Origin of the sequence: Peterkaempfera bronchialis, assembly GCF_003258605.2 — a bacterium.
Classification (GTDB): Bacteria; Actinomycetota; Actinomycetes; order Streptomycetales; family Streptomycetaceae; genus Peterkaempfera; species Peterkaempfera bronchialis.
In genome coordinates this window covers 603,198-628,013 of the sequence record NZ_CP031264.1, presented here as the reverse complement: position 1 = coordinate 628,013, position 24,816 = coordinate 603,198, and the positions used below count along the sequence as shown (strand labels likewise).

The 24,816-nt window shown below is 74.0% G+C and carries 24 protein-coding genes and 3 pseudogenes; 16 read left to right on the top strand and 11 right to left on the bottom strand.

What is annotated here, in order from left to right:
• The first annotated feature begins 55 nt into the window (after positions 1–55).
• The 7 genes and pseudogenes from C7M71_RS02810 to C7M71_RS02780 all read left to right on the top strand — a co-directional run bounded on the left by C7M71_RS02810 (position 56) and on the right by C7M71_RS02780 (position 6,394).
• Positions 56–796 carry a helix-turn-helix domain-containing protein gene (locus tag C7M71_RS02810; protein WP_229758493.1) on the top strand — a complete coding sequence of 247 codons (741 nt, stop codon included), beginning with the start codon at positions 56–58 and terminating at the stop codon, positions 794–796.
• Positions 797–1,421: 625 nt separating this feature from the next.
• Positions 1,422–2,063, top strand: coding sequence for a nitrate reductase molybdenum cofactor assembly chaperone (gene narJ, locus C7M71_RS02805; protein WP_229758492.1), 642 nt, complete (start codon positions 1,422–1,424; stop codon positions 2,061–2,063).
• 104 nt (positions 2,064–2,167) lie between these two features.
• Entirely contained in the window at positions 2,168–3,181 is a 1,014-nt protein-coding gene (locus tag C7M71_RS02800; RefSeq protein ID WP_111489706.1) for an Acg family FMN-binding oxidoreductase, read from the top strand.
• Between the two features lie 238 nt (positions 3,182–3,419).
• Positions 3,420–4,286, top strand: a complete 867-nt coding sequence (locus tag C7M71_RS02795; protein WP_111489705.1) for a universal stress protein — start codon at positions 3,420–3,422, stop codon at positions 4,284–4,286.
• Between the two features lie 162 nt (positions 4,287–4,448).
• Positions 4,449–5,087, top strand: a pseudogene (locus C7M71_RS02790) (hemin transporter); the annotation flags it as partial.
• A gap of 85 nt (positions 5,088–5,172) precedes the next feature.
• Positions 5,173–5,601, top strand: coding sequence for an Hsp20/alpha crystallin family protein (locus C7M71_RS02785; RefSeq protein WP_111489703.1), 429 nt, complete (start codon positions 5,173–5,175; stop codon positions 5,599–5,601).
• A 94-nt stretch (positions 5,602–5,695) separates the two neighbouring features.
• Positions 5,696–6,394 (top strand): helix-turn-helix domain-containing protein, encoded by a 699-nt coding sequence (locus tag C7M71_RS02780; RefSeq protein ID WP_111489702.1) that lies wholly within the window; start codon positions 5,696–5,698, stop codon positions 6,392–6,394.
• A gap of 53 nt (positions 6,395–6,447) precedes the next feature.
• Here the strand turns inward: C7M71_RS02780 and C7M71_RS02775 are convergent.
• A pseudogene (locus C7M71_RS02775) lies at positions 6,448–6,651 on the bottom strand (DUF1918 domain-containing protein); the annotation flags it as partial.
• Between the two features lie 615 nt (positions 6,652–7,266).
• Between C7M71_RS02775 and C7M71_RS02770 the strand changes: the two are divergent.
• Positions 7,267–8,805 (top strand): hypothetical protein, encoded by a 1,539-nt coding sequence (locus C7M71_RS02770; RefSeq protein ID WP_175607621.1) that lies wholly within the window; start codon positions 7,267–7,269, stop codon positions 8,803–8,805.
• Here C7M71_RS02770 and C7M71_RS02765 read toward each other — a convergent pair.
• The 3 genes from C7M71_RS02765 to C7M71_RS02755 form a co-directional block, all read right to left on the bottom strand.
• Positions 8,787–9,746: an esterase/lipase family protein gene (locus C7M71_RS02765; protein ID WP_111489700.1), complete on the bottom strand. Its 960-nt coding sequence runs from the start codon at positions 9,744–9,746 to the stop codon at positions 8,787–8,789. The genes C7M71_RS02770 and C7M71_RS02765 overlap by 19 nt on opposite strands.
• 321 nt (positions 9,747–10,067) lie before the next feature.
• Positions 10,068–10,445, bottom strand: coding sequence for an ArsR/SmtB family transcription factor (locus tag C7M71_RS02760; protein WP_407675849.1), 378 nt, complete (start codon positions 10,443–10,445; stop codon positions 10,068–10,070).
• A gap of 263 nt (positions 10,446–10,708) precedes the next feature.
• A complete protein-coding gene (locus C7M71_RS02755; protein ID WP_322975141.1) occupies positions 10,709–10,912 on the bottom strand; it encodes a hypothetical protein in 204 nt (67 codons plus the stop codon).
• A gap of 110 nt (positions 10,913–11,022) precedes the next feature.
• On the opposite strand from C7M71_RS02755, the gene C7M71_RS02750 reads away from it, so the two are divergent.
• Complete coding sequence (locus C7M71_RS02750) at positions 11,023–11,598, top strand: TerD family protein (protein ID WP_111489698.1); 576 nt, start codon at positions 11,023–11,025, stop codon at positions 11,596–11,598.
• Positions 11,599–11,731: 133 nt separating this feature from the next.
• Here C7M71_RS02750 and C7M71_RS02745 read toward each other — a convergent pair whose 3' ends face one another.
• Positions 11,732–12,376 carry a TerD family protein gene (locus C7M71_RS02745; protein WP_162824117.1) on the bottom strand — a complete coding sequence of 215 codons (645 nt, stop codon included), beginning with the start codon at positions 12,374–12,376 and terminating at the stop codon, positions 11,732–11,734.
• A 286-nt stretch (positions 12,377–12,662) separates the two neighbouring features.
• Here C7M71_RS02745 and C7M71_RS02740 point away from each other — a divergent pair, with 286 nt between their 5' ends.
• Complete coding sequence (locus C7M71_RS02740; protein ID WP_111489696.1) at positions 12,663–13,118, top strand: tellurite resistance TerB family protein; 456 nt, start codon at positions 12,663–12,665, stop codon at positions 13,116–13,118.
• Positions 13,119–13,177: 59 nt separating this feature from the next.
• Here C7M71_RS02740 and C7M71_RS02735 read toward each other — a convergent pair whose 3' ends face one another.
• From C7M71_RS02735 to C7M71_RS02725, 3 genes are all read right to left on the bottom strand, one after another.
• Positions 13,178–13,477, bottom strand: coding sequence for a DUF5996 family protein (locus C7M71_RS02735; protein WP_111489695.1), 300 nt, complete (start codon positions 13,475–13,477; stop codon positions 13,178–13,180).
• A 113-nt stretch (positions 13,478–13,590) separates the two neighbouring features.
• Positions 13,591–14,625: a PP2C family protein-serine/threonine phosphatase gene (locus C7M71_RS02730; protein ID WP_229758491.1), complete on the bottom strand. Its 1,035-nt coding sequence runs from the start codon at positions 14,623–14,625 to the stop codon at positions 13,591–13,593.
• A 262-nt stretch (positions 14,626–14,887) separates the two neighbouring features.
• Entirely contained in the window at positions 14,888–15,535 is a 648-nt protein-coding gene (locus C7M71_RS02725) for an HD domain-containing protein (protein WP_111489694.1), read from the bottom strand.
• Positions 15,536–15,994: 459 nt separating this feature from the next.
• Here C7M71_RS02725 and C7M71_RS02720 point away from each other — a divergent pair, with 459 nt between their 5' ends.
• Positions 15,995–16,423: a protein-tyrosine phosphatase family protein gene (locus C7M71_RS02720; protein WP_111489693.1), complete on the top strand. Its 429-nt coding sequence runs from the start codon at positions 15,995–15,997 to the stop codon at positions 16,421–16,423.
• A gap of 65 nt (positions 16,424–16,488) precedes the next feature.
• On the opposite strand, the gene C7M71_RS02715 is transcribed toward C7M71_RS02720, so the two are convergent.
• Entirely contained in the window at positions 16,489–16,896 is a 408-nt protein-coding gene (locus tag C7M71_RS02715) for a cupin domain-containing protein (protein WP_111489692.1), read from the bottom strand.
• A gap of 48 nt (positions 16,897–16,944) precedes the next feature.
• Positions 16,945–17,736: an SDR family NAD(P)-dependent oxidoreductase gene (locus C7M71_RS02710; RefSeq protein ID WP_111489691.1), complete on the bottom strand. Its 792-nt coding sequence runs from the start codon at positions 17,734–17,736 to the stop codon at positions 16,945–16,947.
• Positions 17,737–17,877: 141 nt separating this feature from the next.
• On the opposite strand from C7M71_RS02710, the pseudogene C7M71_RS31355 reads away from it, so the two are divergent.
• Positions 17,878–18,717: pseudogene (locus C7M71_RS31355) on the top strand (ice-binding family protein); the annotation flags it as partial.
• A 559-nt stretch (positions 18,718–19,276) separates the two neighbouring features.
• Here the strand turns inward: C7M71_RS31355 and C7M71_RS32470 are convergent.
• Complete coding sequence (locus C7M71_RS32470) at positions 19,277–19,405, bottom strand: hypothetical protein (RefSeq protein ID WP_265737710.1); 129 nt, start codon at positions 19,403–19,405, stop codon at positions 19,277–19,279.
• Positions 19,406–19,770: 365 nt separating this feature from the next.
• On the opposite strand from C7M71_RS32470, the gene C7M71_RS30935 reads away from it, so the two are divergent.
• From C7M71_RS30935 to C7M71_RS02690, 4 genes are all read left to right on the top strand, one after another.
• Positions 19,771–20,085: a hypothetical protein gene (locus tag C7M71_RS30935; protein WP_175607605.1), complete on the top strand. Its 315-nt coding sequence runs from the start codon at positions 19,771–19,773 to the stop codon at positions 20,083–20,085.
• 180 nt (positions 20,086–20,265) lie between these two features.
• The gene (locus C7M71_RS02700) at positions 20,266–21,045 is read left to right on the top strand and encodes a class I SAM-dependent methyltransferase (RefSeq protein WP_111489690.1); all 780 of its coding nucleotides are present in this window, start codon (positions 20,266–20,268) and stop codon (positions 21,043–21,045) included.
• A 453-nt stretch (positions 21,046–21,498) separates the two neighbouring features.
• On the top strand, positions 21,499–23,610 hold the full coding sequence (locus C7M71_RS02695) for a helix-turn-helix transcriptional regulator (RefSeq protein ID WP_162824116.1): 2,112 nt from the start codon (positions 21,499–21,501) through the stop codon (positions 23,608–23,610).
• Positions 23,611–23,933: 323 nt separating this feature from the next.
• Positions 23,934–24,779 carry a helix-turn-helix domain-containing protein gene (locus C7M71_RS02690; protein ID WP_111489688.1) on the top strand — a complete coding sequence of 282 codons (846 nt, stop codon included), beginning with the start codon at positions 23,934–23,936 and terminating at the stop codon, positions 24,777–24,779.
• Positions 24,780–24,816: the final 37 nt, after the last annotated feature.

Below are 24,816 nucleotides of genomic sequence, written 5' to 3'. Positions count from 1 at the left end.
GGAAGGGCGGGACTGTGCCGTACGGCTCCGTGCCCCGACCCGGAGGTGCCCCAGCGTGTCCCAGCACGACCAGCAGCATCAGCAGGATCAGCGCGACCGGCAGGACCGGAACGACCAGCTCGACCAGCTCGACCAGCCGAACCGTCGGGCACATGCGGCGCAGCCCGGCGACATCGGCCGCCGCGCCGCCCTGCGGCGCAGCCAGCTGGGACTCAGCCGGGAGCAGGTCGCGGCCCGGGCCGGGATGGCGGCCCGCTACCTCCAGTACGTCGAGGAGCGGCCGGCCCAGATCGAGCCCGGCGCCCTGACCCGGCTCGCCGGCGCCCTGGAGACCACCGCCGAACAGTTGCGCGGCGGTGACGTCGACCTCCCGCCCGGCCGGTCCGGGCCCGCCACCGGCCCCGAGTTCGCCGAACTCACCCCCGAGGAGTGCCGGGCGCGGCTCTCCTCGCGCGGCGTCGGCCGGGTGGCCTTCACCACCGACCTGGGCATCGACGTCCTCCCGGTCAACTACGCCGTCGTCGGCGACTGCATCGTCTACCGCACCGGCCCCGGCGCGGCCCCCGCCGGCGCGATCCGCCAGGAGGTCGCCTTCCAGGTCGACCGGATCGACGATGCGCTCAGCCAGGGGTGGAGCGTGCTTGCCAACGGCCCCGCCGAGCATGTCACCGACCCCGACGAGATCCACCGCATCGCCGCCCGCGCCACCCCCCGCCCCTGGGCCGGCGGCGACCGCCCCCTGTGGATCCGCATCACCCCCACCCGCCTCAGCGGCCGCATCATCCGCACCACCTGACGTCCACCCCCGCCTTGTGCCGTCCTTCCGTCGCTTGGTGGTGTGTGCTGGGCGCGGGTGGGGTGGTTGTGTGATGGGGGGTGTCGGTGGTCTCGCCTTGTCCGTCGCCCCGTCGCCCCGTCGCCCCGTCGCCCCGTCGCCCCGTCGCCCCGTCGCCCCGTCGCCCCGTCGTCTGGTGGTGCGTGTTGGGCGTGGGTCGGGTGGGGGCGTCGGTGGTCTCGCCGTGCCCGTGGCCCTGTGCCGTCCTCCCGTCGCCTCGAAGGCTGGCCGGGCCGTGCCCCGGGCAGACGGCCAGTGCCTCCCCGCTGACCCATTCGAGACCGCCCCCGCTGTGCGCCTGCGGACGGTGGGACCAGCGGACCGTGGTCGGCGGGGTGGTCGGGGCCGGGGGGCGGCCGGGAGGGGTCCGTTGGTCCCTCCCGCGCTGCCGGGCCGCACCTCTAGCGTTCGACCCATGGAGAACGGGACAACCGCAGGTCAGGCCAGCGGCCACACCGGGCAGGGGTGGCCGCCGGCTGCTGGGCGCTTACCGGACCGGGGCGAGGTGCCGACGGGCGGCGCGGCGCGGCCCGCCCGCCCCGCGCCACCCCCACAGGTGCACCGACTCCCCGGCCAGAGGACACCAGTGACCCCGCAGTCCAGCCCCACCCGCACTTCCGGCTGCCCCGAGCAGGCGGCCGAACGCGCCCTGCTGCTCCGGCTCTGCTCGCTCTTCCTCCAGTACCCGGACGCCGAACTCGCCGCCGTCCGGCCCGCCCTGGCCGCCTCCACCGCCAACCTCACCGCCACCCCCGCCGCCGGTGAACTCGTCGTCTTCGCCCGCTGGTTCGACACCACCGACCCCGAGGACCTGGAGCGCCACCACATCGACGTCTTCGACCCGCGTCGGATGTCCAGCCTCCACCTCACCTCCTATCTGCACGGCGACCCCCGCCGCCGAGGCATGGCCCTGCTCGCCCTCGCCCAGGGCTACCGGGCCGCCGGCTGGAACACCGCCGCCGGCGAACTCCCCGACCACCTCCCGGCGGTGCTGGAGTTCGCCGCCCTGGCCGGACCCAGCACCGGAGAGGCACCGCTGCGCCGCCACCGCCGGGGGCTGGAGCTGATCCGGCACGTCCTCAACGCCGTCAACTCGCCCTACCGGCATGTGCTCGCCGCCCTGCTCACCCTGCTGCCGCCGCCCACCGACGCCGACCTCGCGGCCCCACTGCCGCCCGCCCGGCCCGGCCACACCCTGCCGCTCCTCACCGGAGAGGCATCCCGATGAACGCCGACTGTGCCGGCCGACCCCCGCCCCCCGACCCGCCCCCGCCGCCGCGACTGGCCCGATCCGCCCGACCGCACCCGCGCGCCGGAGCCCGAGGAGGAACCGTGTCCATCACCACTGTCCCCGCCCCCGCCGCCCTCGCCCTTGACGCGGCGACCCTGGAGAGGCTCGTCGCGGCGGCCGTCGCCGCACCCTCCATCCACAACACCCAGCCCTGGCGCTTCCAGTACGACCCGGACACCGCGACCCTCGCCGTCCACAGCGACCACGTCCGCAACCCCCGGCACACCGACCCCGTGGGCCGGGCCCTGTACCTCTCCGTCGGCGCCGCCGTCTTCAACCTCCGCGTCGCCGCCCGCCACCTCGGCCGAGCCGCCCGCGTCCGGCTGCTCCCCGAACCCGCCGACCCCACCCTGCTGGCCGCCGTCCGGCTCACCGCGCTGCCGCCCCGCGCCCGGGGCCGCCACCAGGCGCTGTACGACGCCCTCTGGCGCCGCCACACCAGCCGGCTGCCCTTCGCCGACCACCGGGTGCCCCCGCAGCTCCTCGGCGAACTCGCCGACGCCGCCCACATCGGCGGCACAGTCCTCTACACCCCGGACCGCCAGGAGACCGTGCGCCTGCTCCACCTCACCCGCCGCGCCGAACAGCGCAACACCCGCGACGACGACCGCAGCGCCGAGAGCCGACGGGCGATCAGCGGCCCTGCGGGCAGCCCCTACGGCATCCCGGGCAGCGCCCTGGGCCCGCAGGACTCCGCAGGCCGACTGCCGATGCGCGACTTCAGCGCCCTGCGGTCCCCGGGCCTGCTCCCCGCCGCCCCCTTCGAGACCACCCCCACCGTCGCCGTGCTGGCCACCGCCCATGACACCCGCGCCGACTGGCTGCGCGCCGGGCAGGCCCTGGAACACGTCCTGCTGCTCGCCACGGCCGCCGGCGTCCGCACCTCGCTCTTCCATCAGGCCCTGGAGTGGCCCGACCTGCGCTGGGCACTGCGCGACCCGGCCCGCGACCAGCACCTGCACGTCCAGATGCTGATCCGCTTCGGCTACGGCACCACCCGCCCGGCCACCCCCCGGCGCACCCCCGCCGACGTGCTCGCCGACCTCCCCGACTGACCCCCCGACCCCGCCCGGAACCCCCGCCCGGAACCCCGTCCCGGCGCCCGTCCCAGCGCCGGGACGGGCGGGGGCCTTCGCCCGGCGCGGCGGCGGACCGGGCACGGGCCGGGTGGGCGTCAGGTCGGGACCTGTGGCCCTGCCGGAGGAGCCCCGGGTGCGGGCAGATTGTGGGGTGCCAGGCCGGGCGGGCAGCGGGTCCGCACCGGGCCGTGTCCGACACCGGAGGTTCTCCCCCATGCTGCGACCCGTGACCGTCGGCATCGACGGCTCTCCCGAGAGCCTGGCCGCCGCGGACTGGGCGGCCCGCGAAGCCCTGCGCCGCCGACTGCCGCTGCGGCTCGTCCACTCCTGGAACGCCCGGCCGCAGATCGGCCCCTCGGTGCAGGACGAGGAGACCCGGGAGCACTGGTCGGGCCGCCTGCTGCGTGAGACGGCGGCGGCCCTGCGGGAGTGCTACCCCGAACTGGCGGTCGACTCGGTGGAGGAGACCGAGGGGGCGGCGGCCACGGTGCTGCTGGCCCAGTCGGAGGAGTCGGAGCTGCTGGTGCTGGGCTCCCATGGGTACGGCGCCGTGGCGGGCTTTATGCTCGGCTCGCTCGGCTCCCAGCTGCTGGCCCGCGCCGCCGGGCCGGTGGTGATGGTGCGCACCGACGGCGGCAGGCCGGCCGACGGCGCCGGGAACGAGGTCGTGGTCGGCGTCAAGGGCTACCAGGACCCGGCCCCCGCCCTGCTGGACTTCGCCTTCACCGCGGCGGCGGTCAGAGGCGCCGCGCTGCGCGCCGTACGGGCGTGGAGCCTGCCGCCGGTCTACGGATACGGCGCGGTGGGCCTGGACCCCGTCGACGGCCAGGAGGAGAGCGAGCGCGCCGCGCTGACCGAGGCACTGACCCCCTGGCGGGAGAAGTACCCGCAGGTGGAGGTGGTGGAGCAGGTGGAGTCGGGCGCCCGGGGCGAGGTGCTGGTCCGGGCTGCCGCCGGTGCCGGGCTGCTGGTGGTCGGCCGCCGGGTGCGCCGCCCGGCCCTGACGATGCGGGTCGGGCCGGTCGCGCATGCCGCGCTGCACTTCGCGCACTGCCCGGTGGCCGTCGTCCCGCACGACTGACCCCACCGGCCCGGGGACGTCCTGCCGTGCCCAGCCCCGGCAGGACTCCTCTCTCTCTGCTCCGCCGCACCAGCCCCGGCCGCACCTCGGCGGCCGGGAATCCGCTGCCGCCTCTGCCTCCCAGGGGGACCGATCCATGCTCTCCGCCGAATCCGCCGCAGTGATCACGTCTCCGTCCGGGTCCGGATGCCCGACGGCGTGCACCAGCTGCGCCAGTACAGCCTCTCCACCGCCCCCGGCCAGGAGCTGCGCCGGATCACCGTCAAACGCGTCACCGGCGCGGGCGGCGCCCCCGACGGCGAGGTCTCCACCCTGCTCCACCGGCAGGTGCGCACCGGCGACACGCTCACCCTCTCCCCGCCCTACGGTGACGTGGTGCTCGACGACGCCGACACCCCCCTGGTGCTGGTCTCCGCCGGGGTCGGCGTCACCCCGATGGCCGCCATGCTGGAACACCTCGCGGCCACCGGCTCCACCCGCCCGGTCCTGGCCCTGCACGCCGACCGGTCACCCGCCGACCACGCCCTGCGCACCGACGTCCGCGCCGCCCTGGAGCGGCTGCACGACGGAGACGCGGTCTTCTGGTACGAGCAGCCCGGCCCGGAGGAGCCCGAAGCCCGCACCGGCCCGATGGACCTGGACGGCATCGACCTCCCCGCCGACGCCTCGGTCTACCTCTGCGGCCCGCTGCCGTTCATGCGCACGGCGCGCGCCGCGCTGCTCGCGGCCGGAGTGCCCGCCCGCGCCATCCGGTACGAGGTCTTCGGCCCCGACCTCTGGCTGGCCGAGGCGGCCGACTGAGCAGAGGTTCCGAACTGGCCCCAGCCGCAGCTGAGGAGTCCACTGGAAGAGTCCGAACGCGTCGACACACCGTGGAGGTGTTGTGATGGCCATTCCCGCACGTCGGCAGGGCCGGTCGCTCTTCCCCGACCTGCCCGAGTGGTTCGAGTCCTTCCCGTCCCGACTGGCCTGGCCCGCCATGGCCGACCTCTACACCGTGCGGATCGAGGAGTACCCCGAGGGCGACCGGTATCTCGTCAGGGCCGAGATCCCCGGCATCGACCCCGGCAAGGACCTGGACATCACCGTCCAGGACGGCATGCTCACCATCCGGGCGGAGCGCACCGAGGAGACCCAGGAGAAGCACCGCTCCGAGTTTCGCTACGGCTCCTTCACCCGCACCGTGGCGCTCCCGGCCGGCGCCAAGGAGGACGACATCCAGGCCGACTACAACGCCGGCATCCTCACCGTCAGCGTCGGGCTGGGCGAGGCCAAGAAGGAGGCCCGCCGCATCAAGGTCACCCATACGGAGTGACCCCGGCCGACCGATCCAGGGTCATGGCCCCCGGCCGTAGCGGAGTGCCCCGGCCGGGGCACTCCGCAGCGGCGGGGGAGGAGAGGTGGAGCCCATGTCCGGCACTTCGCCGTCCGCCGGGGCGGGCCCCGGCGGACAGCACGACGGCAGCTCCCTGGGCGACCGGCTGCGCCGGCGCCGGGAGCAGCTCGGCCTCAGCCTTCCGCAGGTCGCCCACCGGGCCGGGATGTCCCCCGGCTACCTGGAGTACCTGGAGGAGCAGCCGGTCGGCACCAGCCGGGAGGGCATGTTCCGGCTGGCCGGAGCCCTGGAGAGCACCGTCTCCGAACTCCAGGGCGAGGATGTCGGGCGGCCGCCGGGCGCCGGCTGGGCAGCCGCCCGCCCGGAGCTGCTGCGGCTCGACCCCGAGGAGTGCCGCGCCCGGCTGGGCGCCCGGGGGGTGGGCAGGGTCGTGGTGACGACGCCTGAGGGGCCTGCCGCGGTCCCGGTGAACTACACCGTGGACCGGGACGCCGTCGCCTTCCGTACCGTCCCCGGCACCACCCCCGCCAGGGCCGCCGGAGCCGAGGTCGCCTTCGAGGTCGACCACCTGGACGAGGCGCTGAGCGAGGGGTGGAGCGTGCTGGTGGTGGGCCACGGCGTCCAGGTCACCGACCCGGCCGCCGTACGCCGGCTCGCCGAGCGCGCCGGTACCCCGCCCTGGGTCGGGAGCAAGGGAACGATGTGGATCCGGATCGGCCTGGAACGGGTCACCGGGCGGCGCATCCGCACCGGCGGGCCGCCGCCCGGCTGAATGTCCGGGCGGCGGCCCGTCGGGGTCACGTCGGGGCTACGTCGGGTTCACGCAGGCTGCTCGGTCTGCCCGGCGAAGCGGTGGATGTGCGCGTCCGGTCCGGGGAAGACCAGCGACACATGGCCGGTGTCGGACCAGCGCACGTCGTAGGGCGGGGTGCCGTCGGGGTGGTGCAGGCCGACGATCTCGCCGTCCCGCCGCTGGGCGCCCGTCGTGGGGCTCTCGACGACCAGCCGGTCTCCGATGCTTGCCTTCATCGCCGTTCATCTCCGATCGGGTGGGTCCCCCGGGCACCGCCGCTGCCGGGTGCCCCTGCGGGCTTCGGCAGCCCGGGGCGGTACGGTCGCGGTCTTCACGGCGGACGGCAGGCCGCCCTCGCCGGGGAGTTCCGGGACCGCCTGCCCGCCCAGCCGCCCGGTACACCCGCCCCGGCGCGGCCGTTCCCCGCGTCGTCGCGCGCTGCGCTGCCCTGCGGCGTTCGCCATGCTGATGTGCGCTGTCTTGCCCTGCGCCTCGCCGCCGCGTGCTGCGCTGCCCTGACGCGTTTGCTGTGCCGCTGCTCGTCGTGGTGCTGTTCGCCGTGCTGCTGTGCCGCCGCTCGTTGCGTTGCTGCTCGTCCTGCCGCCGTTCTGCCTCTCCGCCGCCGCTGTGTGCCGTTCTGCCCTGAGCCGCGCCGCCGCTTGTGATGCCGCTGCGCGCCGTGCCTCCGTCCGCCGCATGGGTGTGGCTCGGCGCCGCCGCGTTCACCCGGAGGGGTCTTTGCGCTGGTCAGCGTGGGCCACGGTTGCTCTGATGGTCCGTGGACGCCGCCCGTCCCACCGGCCCCGGACACAGGGCCCCGCGACCATCCCCGCTCCCTGGAGGACCCGGCCATGCCACCACCGCAGGCGCCACCGCCGCCCCCCGGCGCGCGGGCACCGGGGCTGCGGTGGCTCGCGGCCGTCGCCGCCGCCTTCACCGCCGCCCAGCTGGCCCTGGTGGTGCCGGGAACCGGGCTCGGCTGGGACGAGACGATCTATGTGAGCCAGGTGGACCCTAGGGTGCCCGCCGCGTTCTTCAGCGCCCCGCGCGCCCGGGGGATCTCGTACCTGGTCGCCCCCATGGCGGCGCTGACCTCCGCCACACCCGTGCTGCGGATCTGCCTGGCGCTGCTCTCCGGGTGCGCCCTGTTCGCGACCCTGGCGGTGTGGCGGCGGCTGCTGCCGACCCGGGTGCTCGCCCTGGCGGGGGTGCTCTTCGCCGGGCTGTGGATCACCCTCTTCTACGGGCCGGCGGCGATGCCCAACCTGTGGAGCGCCTTCGGTGCCCTGGCCGCCGTGGGCTGCTGCCTGCGCGCCGTACACGACCGCGCCGACCGCTGGGCGCTGCCGGGCCTGGCGGCCGGGACGGCCCTGGTGGCGCTGATGCGCCCGCCCGACGCCGGATGGCTGGTGCTGCCGCTCGCCGCCGCAGCGCTGCTGCTGCCCGGCCGCCGCCGCCCGGCCGTGCTGCTGGCGCTCGCCGCCGGGCTGGTCGTCGGCGGCGCGGAGTGGGTGGTCGAGGCCCAACTGCACTACGGCGGAGTGCTCGCCCGGCTGGGCCGGGCCAGCGAGATCGAGGGCGGCATGGGTGCCCAGCTGGCCCTCGGCGACCAGCTGCGGGCGCTGGACGGCCGCACCCTGTGCAGACCGTGCACCGGCCCGTGGCGGCACCGCGCCACCGCCGCCTGGTGGTTTGCCCTGCCGCTCTGCGCCGCCGGCGGGCTCCTCGCCGCCCGGTCCGCGCGGCGGTCGGCGAGCGCCGTCCTGCCCGCCGCGACCGCCGTCTGCATGGCGGTGCCCTACCTCTTCGGCATCGACTACGCGGCCCCGCGCTTTCTGCTGCCCTCGTACGCGCTGCTGGCGCTGCCGGTGGCGGACTTCCTGCTCTGGGCCCCCACCCGGCTGCCCGGTCGGCTGCGCCCGGCGGCGGCAGCGCTGGTCATCGCGGCGCTGGTCGGCCACCTGGCCGTACAGCAGTCGGTACTGGCCGGTGCCGTCGCCGCCAACCGGGACTCCACCGGCGACTACGCCCGGCTGGCCGCAGCCCTGCACCGGCTGGGCGTCCGCCCGCCGTGCCTGCTGACCGGCGACCACGCCGTCCCGGTCGCCTACTACACCGGCTGCGCCTCCCGGCAGACCTCCGGCCATGACGCCACCACCACCCCGGCGGGTATCCGGGCGGCCACCCGGCTCCGGCCGGTCGCGGTCCTGGTGGCGGGCGGCAGCGGGCCGCCCGTGTACGCCCGGGGCTGGCGCCCCGAGCCGGTCCCCGGCCTGCGGAGCATGCGCGGCCAGCGTATCTTCCTGCCCCCGGGTTTCCCAGGCCGCCGGACCCCGCCCGGGCAGCAGGCCCAGGCGGGGTCGGTGACGGGTCAGAGCCCCGGCACGTAGAGGGTGCAGGGCACGGCGGCGGCGTGGGCGGGGTCCAGGGCGTTGAGTACGGCCCCGAGCGCATTGGGCGAGAAGGCGATGCCGACATGGCCGGAGAAGTCCCAGCCGCACTGGTCCTGGAGCGTGATGTTGGTGACCCTGCTCCCGGCGAGGAAGGTGGACCGGTACGGGGTGACCACGGCGTCGTACGCGGTCGAGATGACCGTGTAGTCCACGCCGGGCACGGTGTCGGGCACCGCGTTCATCCGCCGGACGAAGTCCGAGCCGACCTCCTGCTGGACGCAGGCCGTGCACGCTGCGGAGACCAGCGGGTTGACCAGGCCCAGCAGGTTGACGGCGCTTGCGAGGGTGACCAGGCCGTCCAGGGTGGTGCCGTGGTTGGAGGGGGCGAGGCCGACCAGGGCGTGCACCTTGGGGGCGCCGCCGAGGAAGTTGAGGTAGTAGCGGGGCAGCAGCCCGCCCTGCGAGTGGCCGACCAGGTCGACCTGGGAGGACCCGGTGGCGGCCAGCACCCGGTCGACAAAGGCCGACAGCTGCCCGGCGCTGGTGGGGATGTCGCCGATGCTCTGGATGACATTGCCCGCGGGCCCGCCGTAGTTGAAGGCGTAGACGCAGTAGCCGCGGTTGTGCAGCAGCGGGGAGAGGGAGTCCCAGTTGTTGCGCATATTGGCGAAGGTGCCGTTGACCAGGACCACCGGCCGGGGGTGCGCGCTGCCGGGTCGACAGTTCCAGTCGTTCGCTCCGGGCGGTGCCGAGGAGGGGTCGGTCAGCGAGGGCAGCAGACCGCCCAGCGGGGAGTAGCGGACTGGCAGTTGGGCGGTGGCTGCACTGGCCGGGGCGGCGCCCGCGAAGAGCAGGGCCGAGGCCGCAGCCAGCGCGGTGAGCACGGCGGCGGGGCGGCGGAGCCGCTTGCGGGCAGCAGAGGGCAGCGGAAGGCGCATGGGAACGCTCCGTGGAATGGGGGGTGGGTGTCCAGCCGCTGTATGACGATCCGTCATATGGCGTGTACCGCCCGCCGACCGGGGGCGGTCAGCGGGCGGGGTACGGCTCCGCGACTGCGGGAGGCGCGTACATTACTGGCGGGTATTCGCAAGGTGGCAGCAGCTGGACGCGGTGTCAACGGTCCCGGCAACGGCTGTCAGGCAGTGCCCAAGAGCCTTGTCATCTGCTGATAGGGGTCGGCGGTCGAGCGGTTGCCGTGGGCACCGATTGCGCCACGTCCTGTACCGGACCGGGGCGCTCGCGGGGGTGCCGAGGCGCTGTCAGGCCCCCTGGCGGTGGGCGGTGGGCGGACGGTTGGAGCGGTCCGCCAGCTGCCTGATCATCAGCTGCACCACCGTCACCACATCGGGGTCGCTCACCAGGTAGACCTGCCGGCGGCCCTCCCGCCGCGCGTGTACCAGTCCGGCGAGCCTCAGCTTGGTCAGATGCTGGCTGACGGCCGGCAGGGCGCCGCCGACCTGCTCGGCGAGCCCGCTGACGTCGCACTCGCCCTGCGCCAGGATCCAGACGAGGTGCAGCCGCATGGTCGACGCCAGCAGGCCGAACGCCGCTGCGGCGTTCCGGAGCACCTCGGGTGCGGGTGGCTCCGGGCCCGACTCGGCGGCGGGGCCGCCCGGCCCGGCGGCGGACCTGGTCACATGTACACGCCTCGCTTCCGGCTGGTGGCGGCCCTTCAGGGTACGCCCCGGGCCTGGTGCCGCACCCGGCAGCCTTTGCCCCGCTCGCCGCCCTGGCAGGCACAGCTGCTGCGTCGGCGAACCGCCCACGTACGACCCGGCAGCTGCACGCACCAGTACGCCTCACTACCGGGCAGACGTCGCCGGGCGCGGCGCCGGCGCCGCGCATTGCCCGCGGGTACCTCAGGAGGCATGATTGCGCGATGTCGCAGAGCGTGCCGGTGTCAGGGGCTGGCCGGGTCGAACCCGTACCGCAGCGGCGGCTGGCCGCCCTTGCGGCGGTAGACGTGCAGCGCCTCCACGGTCAACTCGCCCGCTGTGCCCTCGACCGGGCAGGGCAGCGTGACCTGAAGGACCAGCGGGCGGTCGGCGACACGCACCTGGACCCCGTCCGCAGGGCCGCCTACCAGGACTGCCGTCTCCCACATCGCCGTTGCCCTCCTGAGTCGTCGCTGTACCGGTGGCGCCCCCATACTTTAGACATTGCGCAATCCAAGGAACTACCAAACGCAACCGCAAAGGCACTAGGAGGACGTTCATGGGTGTGACGCTGGCCAAGGGCGGCAATGTCTCGCTGAGCAAGGAGGCTCCCGGGCTGACCGCCGTCACCGTCGGCCTCGGATGGGACGTGCGGACCACCACCGGGGCCGACTACGACCTGGACGCGTCCGCGCTGCTCTGCGGCGCCGACGGCAAGGTACTGACCGACCAGCACTTCGTCTTCTTCAACAACCTCGCCAGCCCCGACCGCACGGTCGAGCACAGCGGCGACAACCTCACCGGCGGCGGAGACGGCGACGACGAGCAGATCAGGGTCGACCTGGGCCGGATGTCGCCCCAGGTCGACCGGGTCGTCTTCCCGGTCTCCATCTACGACGCCAATACGCGCGGCCAGAGCTTCGGCCAGGTCCGCAACGCCTTCATCCGCATCGTCAACCAGGCCGACGGGCGGGAACTGGCCCGCTACGACCTGACCGAGGACGCCTCCACCGAGACCGCCATGGTCTTCGGGGAGCTGTACCGGAACGGCGCCGAGTGGAAGTTCCGGGCGATCGGCCAGGGATACGCCTCCGGGCTGGCCGGCATCGCCGGCGACTACGGCGTCAACGTCTGACCCCTGGCAGCCGGGCCGTCCACGCGCGGCGGCGGGTGAACGGCAGACGCGCCATGGCACCGCCCGGTCGGGCGGTGCCATGGCGCGCGTGGTGCGTGTGGTGCGTGTCGTGCGCTGTGGGGGCGCGGGCGGCCTACTTCCGGCCGGGCGCCCACTCCAGACCCCACCCGTACGCCTGGTCCAGCAGGTCCTGGCCGCCCCGCACGTAGCGCACCTCGCGCCGCACCGACAGCTGGCCGCCGGTGTTCTCCAGCAGCGCCACCCCGCAGACCCGCGCGGCCGGATCGGCCTCGTCCAGCAGCACCTCGATCGCCGGGCCGTCGGCGGGCGACACCGTGGTCACCGCGCGCGCCTGCTCCCAGTTGGGTACGCCCTCGTAGATCAGTGCGAAGACCAGGATCCGGCGGACGGCGTCCAGGTGGGCCAGGTCGATCGACAGGTTCTCGCCGCCCACGGAGGCGCCCGACCGGTCGTCGCCGTCCAGCGAGATCACCACCCGCCCGTCCGCGGTCCGCGCGGTGAAGGCGTTGCCGAGGGCCTGCACCACGCCCTTGGAGCCGTCGCTGAACTCCCACAGGCAGCCCAGGTCCAGGTCGATGCCGGGCTGCGGCGCCAGCGCCGACTGAAGCTTCTTCAGCCAGCCGCCCGACGCCGGGGCCTGCTGCTGCGGCGGCCGGGCCGTCCAGTTGAGGTTCACCCGCAGCACCCCGCGCGCGGCGGACTTCTCCAGGGACACCTGCGGCGCGCTCTTGGTCAGCGTCACCTTCGACAGGGACACCCCAGCGCCCTGCCCGTTGCTCTCACCGCTCGGCTGCATCGCGGCCTCATCTCCCGTCTTCGGTCCTGCACCCCGTATGGTAAAGCGAAAGTAAAAGGTAGCAGGCTGCCGACTGCATTTCCGTACACACCCGGCACGACACGCCTGCCGCCGGGCGAGCAGGGCGGATCGATCCGGACCGCCCCGGCGGAACTCCCGGTCGGCCTGTGCACGTTGACCCCTCAAGCCGCCCAGCGGCACCCACCCTGGCCGGGTCGGCCCGAGCAGATTCAGGAGCAGAACCTTCATGTCACTCTGGAACCGCCTGCGGGAGTCCGCGCAGACGATGCAGACCCAGCTCGAATCCAAGAAGAACGAGCTCAAGAGCGGGGCCTTCCGCGATGCCAGCATGGCCATCTGCGCCCTGGTCGCGGCTGCCGACGGCTCGGTCGACCCCTCCGAGCGGCAGCGCGTGGCCTCACTGATCGCCACCAACCCCGTACTCCAGAACTTCCCCGCAGCCGACCTGCACCGCCGCTTCGAGGACTACCTGGCCAAGCTGACCGCCGACTTCGGCCTCGGCAAGGTGACGCTCCTTCAGGACATCGGCAGGGTGCAGAAGAAGCCCGTCGAGGCCCGCGCCGTGATCCAGATCGGCATCGTCATCGGCGGCGCCGACGGCGACTTCGACAAGTCCGAGCAGGCCGTGGTCCGCGAGGCATGCTTTGCCGTCGGCATCTCCCCGGACGAGTTCGACCTGTAGCAGGACCCCGCCCGGCGACCCGGCCCCGGCGCGCGCCCTGGGGGCGCCGTCGGGGCCGGTCAGGCGAGGAGCGGATCGGTGATGCCGTGGTCGCACTCCCGTTCGGCAGGCCATCCGGCGAGGTCGGCACCGGCCCGGTAGGCGGCGGCGAAGAAGGTCTGGATGTCCTCGTGCGGGGTCGGCGAGCGGCGGACCGCGTCATACGGCAGTACGGCGAGGTGGGAGCCGCGCTGCGGCAGCCACCGGGCGGCGGTCGGCTCCAGCGGGCGGTCGGCCAGCCCGTCGGGCTCGGGGGCCGTGTAGGAGTAGAAGGCCTGATCGATCGTGCCGCAGCCCCGGACGGCCGTCATGTCGATCATGCGGTCGCCGCGTGATCCCGCCCGGTCGCGGCATGCGGCGTCCCGGCCGTCCTGGCTGTCCCGGCTGTCCCGGCTGTACTGGCCGTCTTGGCCCTCCTGGCTGTCCCGGGCGGCTATCCGACCGGCGCCGGCACCCGGCAGAGGGCGACCGCCGCCGCGTCGTCCTCCAGGCGCCCCTTGGCGAAGGCCAGCAGATCGTCACGGATGTGGTCGAGCAGTTCCTGCGGCTCGCCGCCGGTCCAGCGCGCGGCGGCCTCGGCCAGCGGGTAGAACCGCCCCGACCGGTCACGGGTCTCGGTGATCCCGTCGGTGTAGAGCAGCAGCACATCGCCCTCCTCGAAGGGGAAGGTGTGCGCCGCGTAGCCGTCCGGCGGAGCGAGCCCGGCCAGCCCCAGCGGCGGCGCGCTGCGGGCGGCCTGCAACGGGGTGACCCGGCCGTGGTGCAGCAGCAGCGGCGGCGGATGGCCGCAGCTGATCAGCCGGAGTTCCCGGCCGTGGTCGGGTATGTCGAGCAGCGTGGCGGTGATGAAGCCCTCGGTGTACGCGTCCGCGTCGGTCGGCTCATTGAGGTCCTGGTACACCCGGCTGTCCAGGTACGCCACGAGGTCGGGCAGCGGCACCGGGTTGCGGGCGCCGCTGCGGAAGGCGCCCAGCAGCGAGGCGGCGTCGTTGATCGCGGTCAGGCCGTTGCCCCGGACGTCGCCGATCAGCAGCCGGGTACCGGAGCCGGTGCGCGCCGCCGCGTACAGATCGCCGCCGATCTGCGCCTCGGCCTCCGCCGCCAGGTACAGCGTGGCGACCCGCAGCGGGCCCAGACGCGGCGGCAGCGGGCGCAGCACCACCCGCTGCGCGGCCTCGGACACCGAGCGCACCTGGGTCAGGACCTTCTGGTGCCGGCTGCGCAGCAGGGCGAAGACCACGACCACCGCCGACACCGCCACCAGGGCGACGATCTGCGCCTGGACGTCCTCCGACCCCAGTTGGCCGCTGTGCAGGCCGATGCTCACCTGGGCGCAGACCGCCAGCAGGCTGATCGCGCCGGTGAGCCAGGGCCCCGCGAAGGCGGCGGTGAAGGCGGGCGCGGCCACCAGCAGCGCGCCGAGATGGATCGGCCGGGGGGTGAGCAGGTCTCCCAAGGTGATCAGCACGATCAGGGCCAGCGGAAGGGTCAGCCACGCATGGGCCGGTCTCCGCAGCCGATCGAGACGCGTCCTCGGAATCACCCCTCTGTCGTACACCCCGAAAGGGTGGCGTGCGCCCCCGGACCCCGGGTGGAGACCCCCGCTGAAGGGGAAGATTTTGGTCTTCCATTGCCCCTTCTTTGCCAGCGTGCGAGGGGGTACGCTCGGCGCGTGACCCGGTCGGGTGGTGTTCCCCCGTCATCACCCGGCCGGGCCTCGCAGGTCGTGGTCACTCCGGCCAGGGCGAGTTCTGGATGGTCTCGACGAAGTCCCCTCGGGTGAAGCCCGGGACGAAGTGCTCCAGGACGTCCGCCTTCACATTTCCGAAGGTGGTCTCCGGTTTGGGGGCGATGCCCTCGGTGAACGCCCGCAGGATGCACCGCTTGAAGTCGGGCCGTGGGTGCAGCGCGGTGATCTCGGCACGGTCGCTCGCGCTGATGTCGTGGTAGCCGATGCCCAGGACGTCGTACTCGACTCCGGCGGTGACCAGCGCCACCTCCGGCTCCATGAACTGCGGGATGCCCGGGGTGGTGTGCAGGGCGATGGCCGTCCACACCCGCCGGATGCTGTCCTCGGGCACCCCCCGGCTCTGGAGGAAGCGGCGGGCCTCGTCGGCGCTGTCCACCTCGAAGCGGCGGCCACTGCCGTGGAACTTCGCGCCCAGACCCAGGTCGTGGAAGATCGCGCCGAGGTAGAGCAGCTCCGGGTCGAAGCTCAGCCCTCGGTTGCGGCCCTGGAGGGCGCCGAACCAGTAGACCCGGCGCGAGTGGTGGTAGATCAGGTCGTCGGTGGTCTCCCGTACGAGCTCGGTGGCCTCCGTGGCGAGCCGGGTGTCCGGCACGGCCACTCCGGCGGCGAACGACTCCTGGGCTGTCATGGGCACGACTCTTCTCCTCGGGGGAAGGGCCTGGTAGGCCCCGGTGACCCCTTCAGCCTGCCCGCGCGCCCACCGTGCTGCCATGTCCTCCAGGACAGGAACCCCACAGGTCCGGACACCGCCGTTCCGTGCGACCGAGGCCGATACCCTGGCCGCGTGCACCATCGACAGGCAGGACGCCGGGCCCACCAGGTGGTCGTCTTCGCCTTCGACGGGGTACGGCTGATGGACGTCGCCGCCCCGCTGGCACCGGCCTGCGGATAGCGGCGGACCTGCCCGCCAATCGGGTGGACCGGGTGGACACCCTTGTCGTCCCCGGCCCGGCCGACCTCGACGCCTTCCGGCGGCACCTCGCCCGCACGGACCAGGTGGCCCGGCTGACCGGGACGGCGTAGGGCCCGCGGCCTGCCCGGGTCTACGGTCAGCGCCTCGGCAGGACAGGCGGGCTACGCTCGCTCCGTGACCGCTACCTGGGATCCCACGACGGTGGGCGTGCTGCGACTGCCCTCGGGCCGACTGGTGCGCGGCCGGGGACTGCGCCACCCCCTGCCGGCCGGACCGGAGCCCGACTTCGCGCTGTACCTGCTGGGCCACGAGCCGCCGCCCGTCGACTGGGAGGCCCGCTGGGTGCGCTGGCCGGACTTCTGGCTGCCGTCCGACCGCACGGCCGCCGGGGAGGCGCTGCGCGAGGCATGGGCGCGTGCCGGGGACGGGCGCGTCGAGGTCGCCTGCGGCGGCGGGTACGGGCGGACCGGTACCGCGCTGGCCTGCCTCGCCGTACTGGACGGAGTGCCCAACCGCGAAGCCGTCGCCTATGTCCGGGAGCACTACGCGCCACGGGCCGTGGAGACACCCTGGCAACGCCGCTTCGTCGCCCGCTTCCGGTAGCGCCGACGGAGGACGACCGTCGGGGCCGCCGCCATGGTGGCGACGGCCCCGGGCAGAGGTCGACGTCAAGCAGGACCGGCCGCCATGGCGATGTCGTCCTCGCCCGCCTCGTCCGCGACCCGGTAGCCGGGGACTGACGGCCAGCGGACGGTCAGTACCACCGACTCCTCCTCCGCGTACCAGGAGTGGTCGACGCCCTGGCCCCACACCACATAGTCACCCTGCCGGGTCAGGACGACATCGCGCCCGGGCAGTTCCACGCGGAAGCGCCCACTGATGAGGACCAGCAGCGCGGTGCGCTCCTCTCCGGTCACCCACTGCGCGCGCCTGTCGCCCTGCGGGTGGACGCCCCACTTGATCTCGACGGCCTCGCTGTGCCGGGGGTCGGGGGCGTCCTTGAAGTGCCCGAGCAGCCAGCCTCGGTCCAGTGCCGCGTCCCGGCCCGCGTTGCCCACGTACACGCTGTCGTCCATGGATCCGGACGGTAGCGCAGCGGTCACGGCCGTGCTGCGGCCCGGGTCTCAGGCAGGCAGCTCAACGCCCGTCAGCTCGGCGCAGGCGGCGAGCAGTCCGTCCTGGACCGCCGGGTCGGTGGCGGCGGGGTTGGCCTTCAGCTCGCACCGCCGCTTGAAGTAGCGCCCCGTCACGGTGGCGGCCTCCTCATCGCTGGTGGCCAGCCAGATCTGGGTCTCCGCGCCCTCCGGCAGGTCGTCGGTGGCGTTGGGCCCGCCGAGCTTGGTCCTGATCCAGCCCGGGTCGACGGCGTTGGACAGGGTCCCCTGCCAGCGTCGCGCGACCGCGAAGGCCAGGGCCACGTCGTACAGCTTGGAGTCCGAGTACGCCTGCATGCCGTCCCACGGCCTGCGCACCCACTGGAGGTCGTCCAGCGCCGCCGTGCCCTGGGCCTCCAGCCCGGAGGTCAGGTAGACCAGGCGGCGGGGCGCCGGCATCAGCGCGGTGAGCAGGTACGGCGCGAGCACATTGACCTGAAAGATGAGTTCCAGTCCGTCGCCGGTAACGCTGCGTCGGGGCGCTCCGCCGCCGATGCCGGCGTTGTGGATCACCACATCGAACAGGCCGGCCTCGGTGGCGGCCGCAGCCAGTTCCCGGGTGTCGGCCAGCGAGGCCAGGTCGCCCACGAGCACCCCGGCGGCCCCCGGTACCGCAGCTCGCGCCTGCTCGGCCCGTGCCTGGTCGCGCGCGTGCAGGACGACTCGGTGCCCGGCTGCGACAAGGGTCGCCGCGGTCTCCCGTCCGATCCCGTCCGTCGATCCCGTCACCCACACCTGCAGTCCGGTGCCGTCAGGCTCCATTGCTCCTCCTCGGTTGTCCGCTGCCGAAGCGTCACCTTAGGGCAGTGTCGCGTGGTCTTGGGCGGTCACCCGTCTGCCCCGCCCAAGAAGATAGCTTTTGCGGATTATGTTCTTATTCGTCCTGCGTGCTGGATCCGTTGCATGACTGACCATCACCGCACGCACACATGTTCTGCGATCTCCTGCTCCAGTGGCCCGGCGATAGTTCCTGCAATGGCTGCCCCCAGCCTGACCATGGAGGACTCCCTGTCCACCGGAGCGGCAGGCGCCACGACCACCACAGGGAAAGGTCCACCTTCAATGGCAGTGGATGCCATCCCGCTTGACCCCCGTAGAGGGCGTCGGCGGCGGGTCGCCCGGCTCAGAGCAGCCATCGGCCTGCCGCTTGGGGTGCTGGTGCTGGCGGCGGCCTCATTGTTCCCAGGGAACGCACATGCTGCGGATGCCCCTGTCGGGCTCGGGACCGTCACCAGCTACGCCGTTCTGGCCGGTTCAACGGTCACCAATACAGGCCCCAGCATCATCAATGGAGATCTAGGACTGAGCCCGGGCAGCTCGGTGACGGGCTTTCCCCCGGGAATCGTCAATGGGGTGCAGCACATCGCCGACGCCCCCGCCCTTCAGGCACAGTCCGACCTGACGACCGCGTACAACGACGCGGCCGGACGGGCGCCCACGGCCAGCGTCGCGGGCGATCTCACCGGGCTGACCCTGATTCCAGGGGTCTACCAGTCCACCGGCCCCCTCGGCCTGACGGGGACCCTGACACTTGACGCCCAGGGCGATCCTGACGCCGTCTTCATCTTCCAGATCGCCTCGACCCTCATCACCGGCTCCGCCAGCAACGTCAGCCTCATCAACGGGGCTCAGGCGTGCAATGTGTTCTGGCAGGTGGGCAGCTCCGCCACCATCGGGACCAATTCCTTCTTCATGGGCAACATCCTGGCGCTGACCTCCATCTCGGTGGAGACCGGCGCGGTCATCGAAGGCCGGGCGCTGGCGCGCAACGGCGCGGTCACCCTGGACACCAACACGATCACCAGGGCAGCCTGCACCGTCGGTCCTCCCGGACCCCCCGGGCCTCCCGGGCCGAGCGGACCTCCGGGGCCGAGCGGACCACCCGGTCCGACCGGCTCACCCGGTCCGACCGGGGCGCCTGGAGCGCCTGGAGCGCCCGGAGCACCTGGAGCGCCGGGGGCACCCGGGGCACCTGGAGCACCCGGGGTACCGGGGGCACCTGGAGCGCCTGGGGCGCCTGGGGCGCCTGGTGAGGCTGGGCCTACTGGTCCGGCTGGTCCGACCGGGGCGCCTGGAGCACCCGGTGCGCCTGGGGCGCCTGGGGCGCCTGGTGAGGCTGGGCCTACTGGTCCGGCTGGTCCGGCTGGTCCGACCGGGGCGCCTGGAGCACCCGGTGCGCCTGGAGCGCCTGGGGCGCCTGGTGAGGCTGGGCCTACCGGTCCGGCTGGTCCGGCTGGTCCGACCGGGGCGCCTGGAGCACCCGGTGCGCCTGGAGCGCCTGGGGCGCCTGGTGAGGCTGGGCCTACCGGTCCGGCTGGTCCCGCTGGTCCGACGGGAGCGCCTGGAGCACCCGGAGCACCCGGAGCACCCGGTGCACCTGGAGCTGCTGGTCCGACGGGAGCGCCGGGAGCACCCGGTGCACCTGGGGCACCTGGCCCGGCCGGTCCTCCCGGTCCTCCCGGACCGCCTGGACCGCCTGGACCTTCCGGCGGTGGCTACGGCGGCCATGGTGGCTACGGCGGCCATGGTGGCTACGGCGGCCATGGTGGCTACGGCGGCCACGGCGGCTACGGCGGCCACGGTGGTTACGGTGGTCACGGCGGCCATGGTGGTCACGGCGGCCACGGCGGCCACGGCGGCCACGGCGGTCATGGTGGTCACGGTGGTGGCTACGGTGGCGACCACGGTGGTTACGGCGGCGGACACGGTGGCGGCGACCACGGTGGCTACAGCGAGGACCACGGTGGCTACAGCGAGGACCACGGTGGCTACGGCGGCGAGCGCCTCGACGAGTCCGTGGAACAGAGCTACGGCGACGACTACGGTGACGACGCCGGCTACGTCGGTGACAACGGCATCTACACCGGCGACCACTGTGACGAGGGCATCGGCCACGGTCGGGGCGGTGCAGGAGGCGACGAGTCGGGTCATGACGCCCCGTACGCCGCCGCAGCACCCGGCCTGCTGCCCCCGGTGCCGCTTTCCACCGGGCTGGCGAGCAGCGGACTGGGCAACGAGCACGCCGTCCTCGCGATTGCGGCTCTCTCGCTCGCCCTGGGCATCTCGGTCCTCGCTGCTGTGAGGAGGCGCCGGCAACGCTGCCACGACTAACCGGCCGCCTGCCGTCCGGGCCCGTCGCGGCCTGACGGCGAGCCCATGGCCCACCCGGCCATGAGCGCAGTCGGCTGCACGGAGGTCGCGCTCCCCGCCCGGCGGGGAGCGCGACCTTCCGTTCGGATCAGGACCCGGCCAGGCTGGAGTCCCGGCGGGAAAGCTGATGGCATGGGAGGCATGGCTTCCTCTGCTGCCGGTGGCACACCGGCGACCTATGACCGCATCGGGATCGGCTACCGGCAGGTCCGGCGCCCCGACCCCCGGCTGGGCGAGCTGATCCACCGGGCGCTGGGCGGCGCCCGCACGGTGGTCAACGTCGGTGCGGGGGCCGGCTCCTATGAGCCGTCGGACGCCGAGGTCACAGCGGTCGACCCGTCCCAGGTCATGCTCGACCAGCACCCGGGTACGGCCAAGGTCCGGGCAGGCGCGGAGGACCTGCCGTTCCCGGACGGGGCCTTCGACGCGGCCATGGCGGTGCTGACCGTGCACCACTGGGCCGATCTGCACCGAGGGCTGAGCGAGCTGCGCCGGGTCGCCGGGCGGCAGGTCGTGTTCACCTGGGACCCGGACCACCGTCCGGAGCTGTGGCTGGTCGAGGAGTACCTGCCGGAGATCCGGGACCTGGATCAAGGGCGCTTCACCCCGCTGTCGGAGGTGGCCGAGGCGCTGGGCGCGCATACGGTGCTCCCCTTCCCGATTCCGCATGACTTCACCGACGGCCTCCAGACCGCCTACTGGCGTCGGCCCGAGTACTTCCTCGACCCCGTGGTGCGGCAGGCCAGCTCCACCTTCGCGACCCTGCCGACCGACGTCGTGGCGGCCGCGATGGCGCGGCTGCGCGCGGATCTGGACTCCGGTGCCTGGGAGAGCCGTCACGCCGACCTGCTCCGCCGGGACAGTGTCGACTACGGCTATCGTCTGCTCGTCGCCGGTGAGGATGCGGCTTCGGGCAGCTGACGCGGTGCCGGAGAGGGCCACCACCTGCTGTACCCGGACGACACGGCCTCTCTACGCGAGCGGCGGGAGGTCTTCGAGAGGGCGCTGCTCGCCGACTGAAGGCCGTCCGACCGGTCTGCGGCCGGAAGCGGAGGCCGATCTCTCGCGCGGAAACCGTTCGCACGCATAGGCTCATCCCCGTGCCGCGGGCCCAAGTCGGGCGTTCTTGGTGCGCGTTTCCGCGGCCTGTCGAAAGCAGATCAACGTCGCGATCCCAGGGGGACGGAACACGTGATCTCTTCTGAAGAGCAGCAGCACCATGACGGCATATCACGATGCGGTCACCCCAGAGTGGCTCCGGAGAGAACGCCGGAGGTCAGAGCCCCGGGCGGGTCGACCTGGGGGCCGTGGAGAGACCGGGGCGGATTGGTCGCCGGAGAACCGGATATCGACACCAGCGGCCTGCTAGGCCAATTGCCCACCGAGGCGGACGGATTGGAGAAGGCAGCGCCGGTGGTCCGGGTGGTGCGCGCCGCCGCCGTGCTCGGCGACGAGTTCACCCCCGACGCGCTGGTGCCCGTCGCCGGTCTGCCGCAGGACCGGGTCCTGGCGGCGCTGGACATCCTGGGCCGGGAGTACCTGGTCCGGGTCGCCGGTTCCCCGGCGCTGCTGGCATTCCGCGACAGGCGGCTGCGCAAGGTCGTGTACGACGACACACCACTGGGGGAGCGGCGGCTGCTGCACCGCCGCGCGGCGGCCGAGCTGGCCGGGCGTGGAGCGCCGCCCACGGCGGTGGCCGGTCATGTCGCACAGGTGGCCGGCTTCGACCACCCCGAGGACATCGGGATACTCCGGCGGGGGGCCGAAGCCTGCCTCCGTACGGCCCCGGAACTCGCGGCGACCTGGGCGGAGATCGCGGTCCGGCTGACCCCGGTCTACGACCCGAGGCGCACCGAGGCGCAGATCCTGCTCGGCCAGGCGTGGCTGCTCGCCGGTCGGCCGGCCGACGCCCGGGCCGTGCTGCATGCCGCGCTGCCCTCGCTGGCGCAGCCGCTGCCGGGTGCCGAGTCCTCCGGGGCCGCCTACTGCATGCAGGCCGAGCGGATGCTGGGCCACTATCCCGAGGCGTCCGCGATCGGCGAGCGCACCCTGGCCGCCGTGCCCGCCCAGGGCCACCCCATCGCGGGGATGGTGCACGCCCAGCTGGCGGAGGTCGCGGACCAGAGCGGCGACGACCTGGCGGCGCGTCGGCACGCCGACGCTGCCCTGGTACTGGCCCGCGAGCACTGTCCGGGTCCCGTGCAGGCCGGTGCCCAGGCCCTGGCCGCGCACGCCGCATTGCAGCTCGGGGGGCTCGCCGAGGCGCAGACCGCCACGGACGAGGCCGCGCGGCTGGCCGATGTGATGTCCGACGGCGCCCTCCTCGACGACCTGCTCAGCCTCCATCGGCTGGGCGTGGCCGAGCTGGCCCTGGAGCGGTTCGGCGACGCCGAGCGCCACCTGCTGCGGGCGGCGGACCTGTGCCGCCGCACCGGCCAGGCGTATGCGCTGCCGGACGTCCTCGCGGCCCTCGCCGAGACCTGCCTCCGGACGGGGCGGCTCTCCCTCGCGCTCTCCGCCGCCGAAGAGGCCGAGTTCCTGGCGACACGCGCCGACCGCCCCGATGTCCGGGCGTCGGCCGAGGTCTTACGGGCGCACGCCCTGCTGTGGAGCGCCGCGTCGGACTCCGCCGAAGACGCCCTGGCGGTCGCCGAGCGCGCCGTGCTGCTCACCCGGCACCTGCCCTGGAGATGGGCGGTCGCGGTACGCGCCCGCCAGGCGGAACTGCTGCTCTGCTGCGGCGCATGGGAGCGCGGCGACCGCCTGCTGCTTGAGGCAGCCGGAGGCGAGGCACTGCACGGAGTCCGCCCCGGCGCCCGGACCAGGCTCTGGGAACTGCTCGCCACCGGCGCGGCGGCACGCGGGGACGTCGCGGCGGCCGTTCGCCACAGCAGACGCGCCGCAGCGGGCGCCCGGTGGCTGCCGCTGCCCGGCGTACGGGCCTACGCCCGGCGGGCGGAGTTCCGCGTCGCGGCTCCGTACGGCGAGCGTGCCCGGGCGCTGAGCGAGGCGGCCGACGGCTTCGGCCGGCAGTCCATGCGGCTGGAGCAGTGCCGGACGCTGCTGCTCTCGGCCCGCCGCCTCATCGCCGCCCGGCGCGGCGCGGAGGCCGTACGGCAGCTCTGCGCGGCGGAGGAGCTGGCCCGTGCCTGCCGGTCGCCACGGCTGGGCGCGGAGGCGGCCGAGCTGCGCCGGCTGCTCTCCCCGGACCAGCCCCGGACCTCCGGCGGCGCCGAACCGCTGACCCGTCTCACCGGGCTCACCGACCTCACCGGGCTCTCGGGCCTGACCGGCCTGGCCGCGCTGACCGAACGCGAGCGCCAGGTCGCCGAACTCGCGAGCGCTGGCCTCACCAGCAGCGGCATCGCCGCCCGGCTCCAACTGAGCGTGCGGACCGTGGACAGCCATCTGGGCCGCATCTACCGCAAGTTGGGTGTCCCCAACCGCACGGCGCTGGCGCAGCGGCTCCTCCAACCCAAGGCATGACGGGCCGCCGGCGCCCCGGCACCGCACCGGAGCCGGGTCTCCGGCCCGGCCTCGGGCCGTGTTCGACAGATTCGGTAATACTGCCGATTTCTCCCGCAGTCGGAGGCAACACACTCTTTAACGCCGCAAAGGTGGATTGAGGGCCAAGGGTCGGCCGACCGCCGGTCTCCCGGACAGGGGACGAACCGAACCGCAGGCGCCCGCCGCGTGGTCAGCAGTGAGGAGACCGCCAGCTCCCCTCCCGAGCCGAAGGGGAGCCGTCCCGCAGAGGAGACAGGTCATTGTCCGAGATGCACCCTTCCGCCGGTCGATCGGGCACGAGCATGGTCACCCGACCGTCCGGCGGCGGGTCGCCCCATGAGATGACCGACCTGCTGGCGGAACTCGCCGAGCAGGTGGGCAGGTGTCAGTCGGACCTGGTCCAGGCACAGGCCAGGATGCGGTCCCTCTGCACCCAGGTGGACGACCGCAGAGCTGCGGAGCCGGGCGGTACGGCGGTGGTGACGGCCGGTCAGGCAGCCGCCCTGGTGGTCGACCTGCTGGTCGGCGGTGCCCGGCAGCTGCGCTGGATCCGACCCGGGGAAGGGACCCTGATCCTGGGCTTCCCGGCCGTACGGGACCGGGTGCTGACCGCCCCCGGCGTGGCCCTGCGGGCCCTGCTCGGCGCCGGTTCGCCGCTGCCGTCGTGCGACCGGGGCGAGGTCAGGGCCGCCCCCGCGGGGTCGCGCGAACTGCTGATCGTGGATGACTCGGTGGCGCTGCTCCCGGCCACAGGGGGAGCCGGGGGAGCCGGAGGAGCCGGGGCCGCAGGTCAGGCGGGGGCGGTGGTCGTGGTCCGGCAGGCCGCCGTGGTCGAGCAGTTGGTCTGGCTCTTCGAGACCGCCTGGGGGCGGGTCGAGGACGAGCGTCCGGCGCCCGAGGCCGGCGCCGAGCCCGAGCCGTTCGGGAGGGGTGCGGACGCCGAGCTGAAGCGGCGCATCATCGGGCTGCTCGCGGACGGTGCCAAGGACGAGGTGGTGGCCCGTCGACTGGGCATCTCGCTGCGGACCTGTAGACGCCATGTCGCGGACATCCTCCACCAGCTGGGCGCGGTCAGCCGCTTCCAGGCCGGCGTGCAGTCGGTCCGGCTGGGCATCTCCTGCACCGAGCAGCAGACGGTGGCGGGCTGACGATCGGTCCGGGCCCCCGCCGCACCCGGCCAGGGGG

What these genes read in the sequence shown, in the direction of transcription:
- C7M71_RS02710 (WP_111489691.1), bottom strand. Translation starts at nt 17,736, where the DNA reads ATGGAGCCTGACGGCACCGGACTGCAGGTGTGGGTGACGGGATCGACG.
- C7M71_RS02795 (WP_111489705.1), top strand. Translation starts at nt 3,420, where the DNA reads ATGCTGCGACCCGTGACCGTCGGCATCGACGGCTCTCCCGAGAGCCTG.
- C7M71_RS02725 (WP_111489694.1), bottom strand. Translation starts at nt 15,535, where the DNA reads ATGACAGCCCAGGAGTCGTTCGCCGCCGGAGTGGCCGTGCCGGACACC.
- C7M71_RS02785 (WP_111489703.1), top strand. Translation starts at nt 5,173, where the DNA reads ATGGCCATTCCCGCACGTCGGCAGGGCCGGTCGCTCTTCCCCGACCTG.
- C7M71_RS02690 (WP_111489688.1), top strand. Translation starts at nt 23,934, where the DNA reads ATGGTCACCCGACCGTCCGGCGGCGGGTCGCCCCATGAGATGACCGAC.
- C7M71_RS02770 (WP_175607621.1), top strand. Translation starts at nt 7,267, where the DNA reads ATGCCACCACCGCAGGCGCCACCGCCGCCCCCCGGCGCGCGGGCACCG.
- C7M71_RS02735 (WP_111489695.1), bottom strand. Translation starts at nt 13,477, where the DNA reads ATGATCGACATGACGGCCGTCCGGGGCTGCGGCACGATCGATCAGGCC.
- C7M71_RS02755 (WP_322975141.1), bottom strand. Translation starts at nt 10,912, where the DNA reads ATGTGGGAGACGGCAGTCCTGGTAGGCGGCCCTGCGGACGGGGTCCAG.
- C7M71_RS02740 (WP_111489696.1), top strand. Translation starts at nt 12,663, where the DNA reads ATGTCACTCTGGAACCGCCTGCGGGAGTCCGCGCAGACGATGCAGACC.
- C7M71_RS02750 (WP_111489698.1), top strand. Translation starts at nt 11,023, where the DNA reads ATGGGTGTGACGCTGGCCAAGGGCGGCAATGTCTCGCTGAGCAAGGAG.
- C7M71_RS02700 (WP_111489690.1), top strand. Translation starts at nt 20,266, where the DNA reads ATGGCTTCCTCTGCTGCCGGTGGCACACCGGCGACCTATGACCGCATC.
- C7M71_RS02780 (WP_111489702.1), top strand. Translation starts at nt 5,696, where the DNA reads ATGTCCGGCACTTCGCCGTCCGCCGGGGCGGGCCCCGGCGGACAGCAC.
- C7M71_RS02765 (WP_111489700.1), bottom strand. Translation starts at nt 9,746, where the DNA reads ATGCGCCTTCCGCTGCCCTCTGCTGCCCGCAAGCGGCTCCGCCGCCCC.
- C7M71_RS02715 (WP_111489692.1), bottom strand. Translation starts at nt 16,896, where the DNA reads ATGGACGACAGCGTGTACGTGGGCAACGCGGGCCGGGACGCGGCACTG.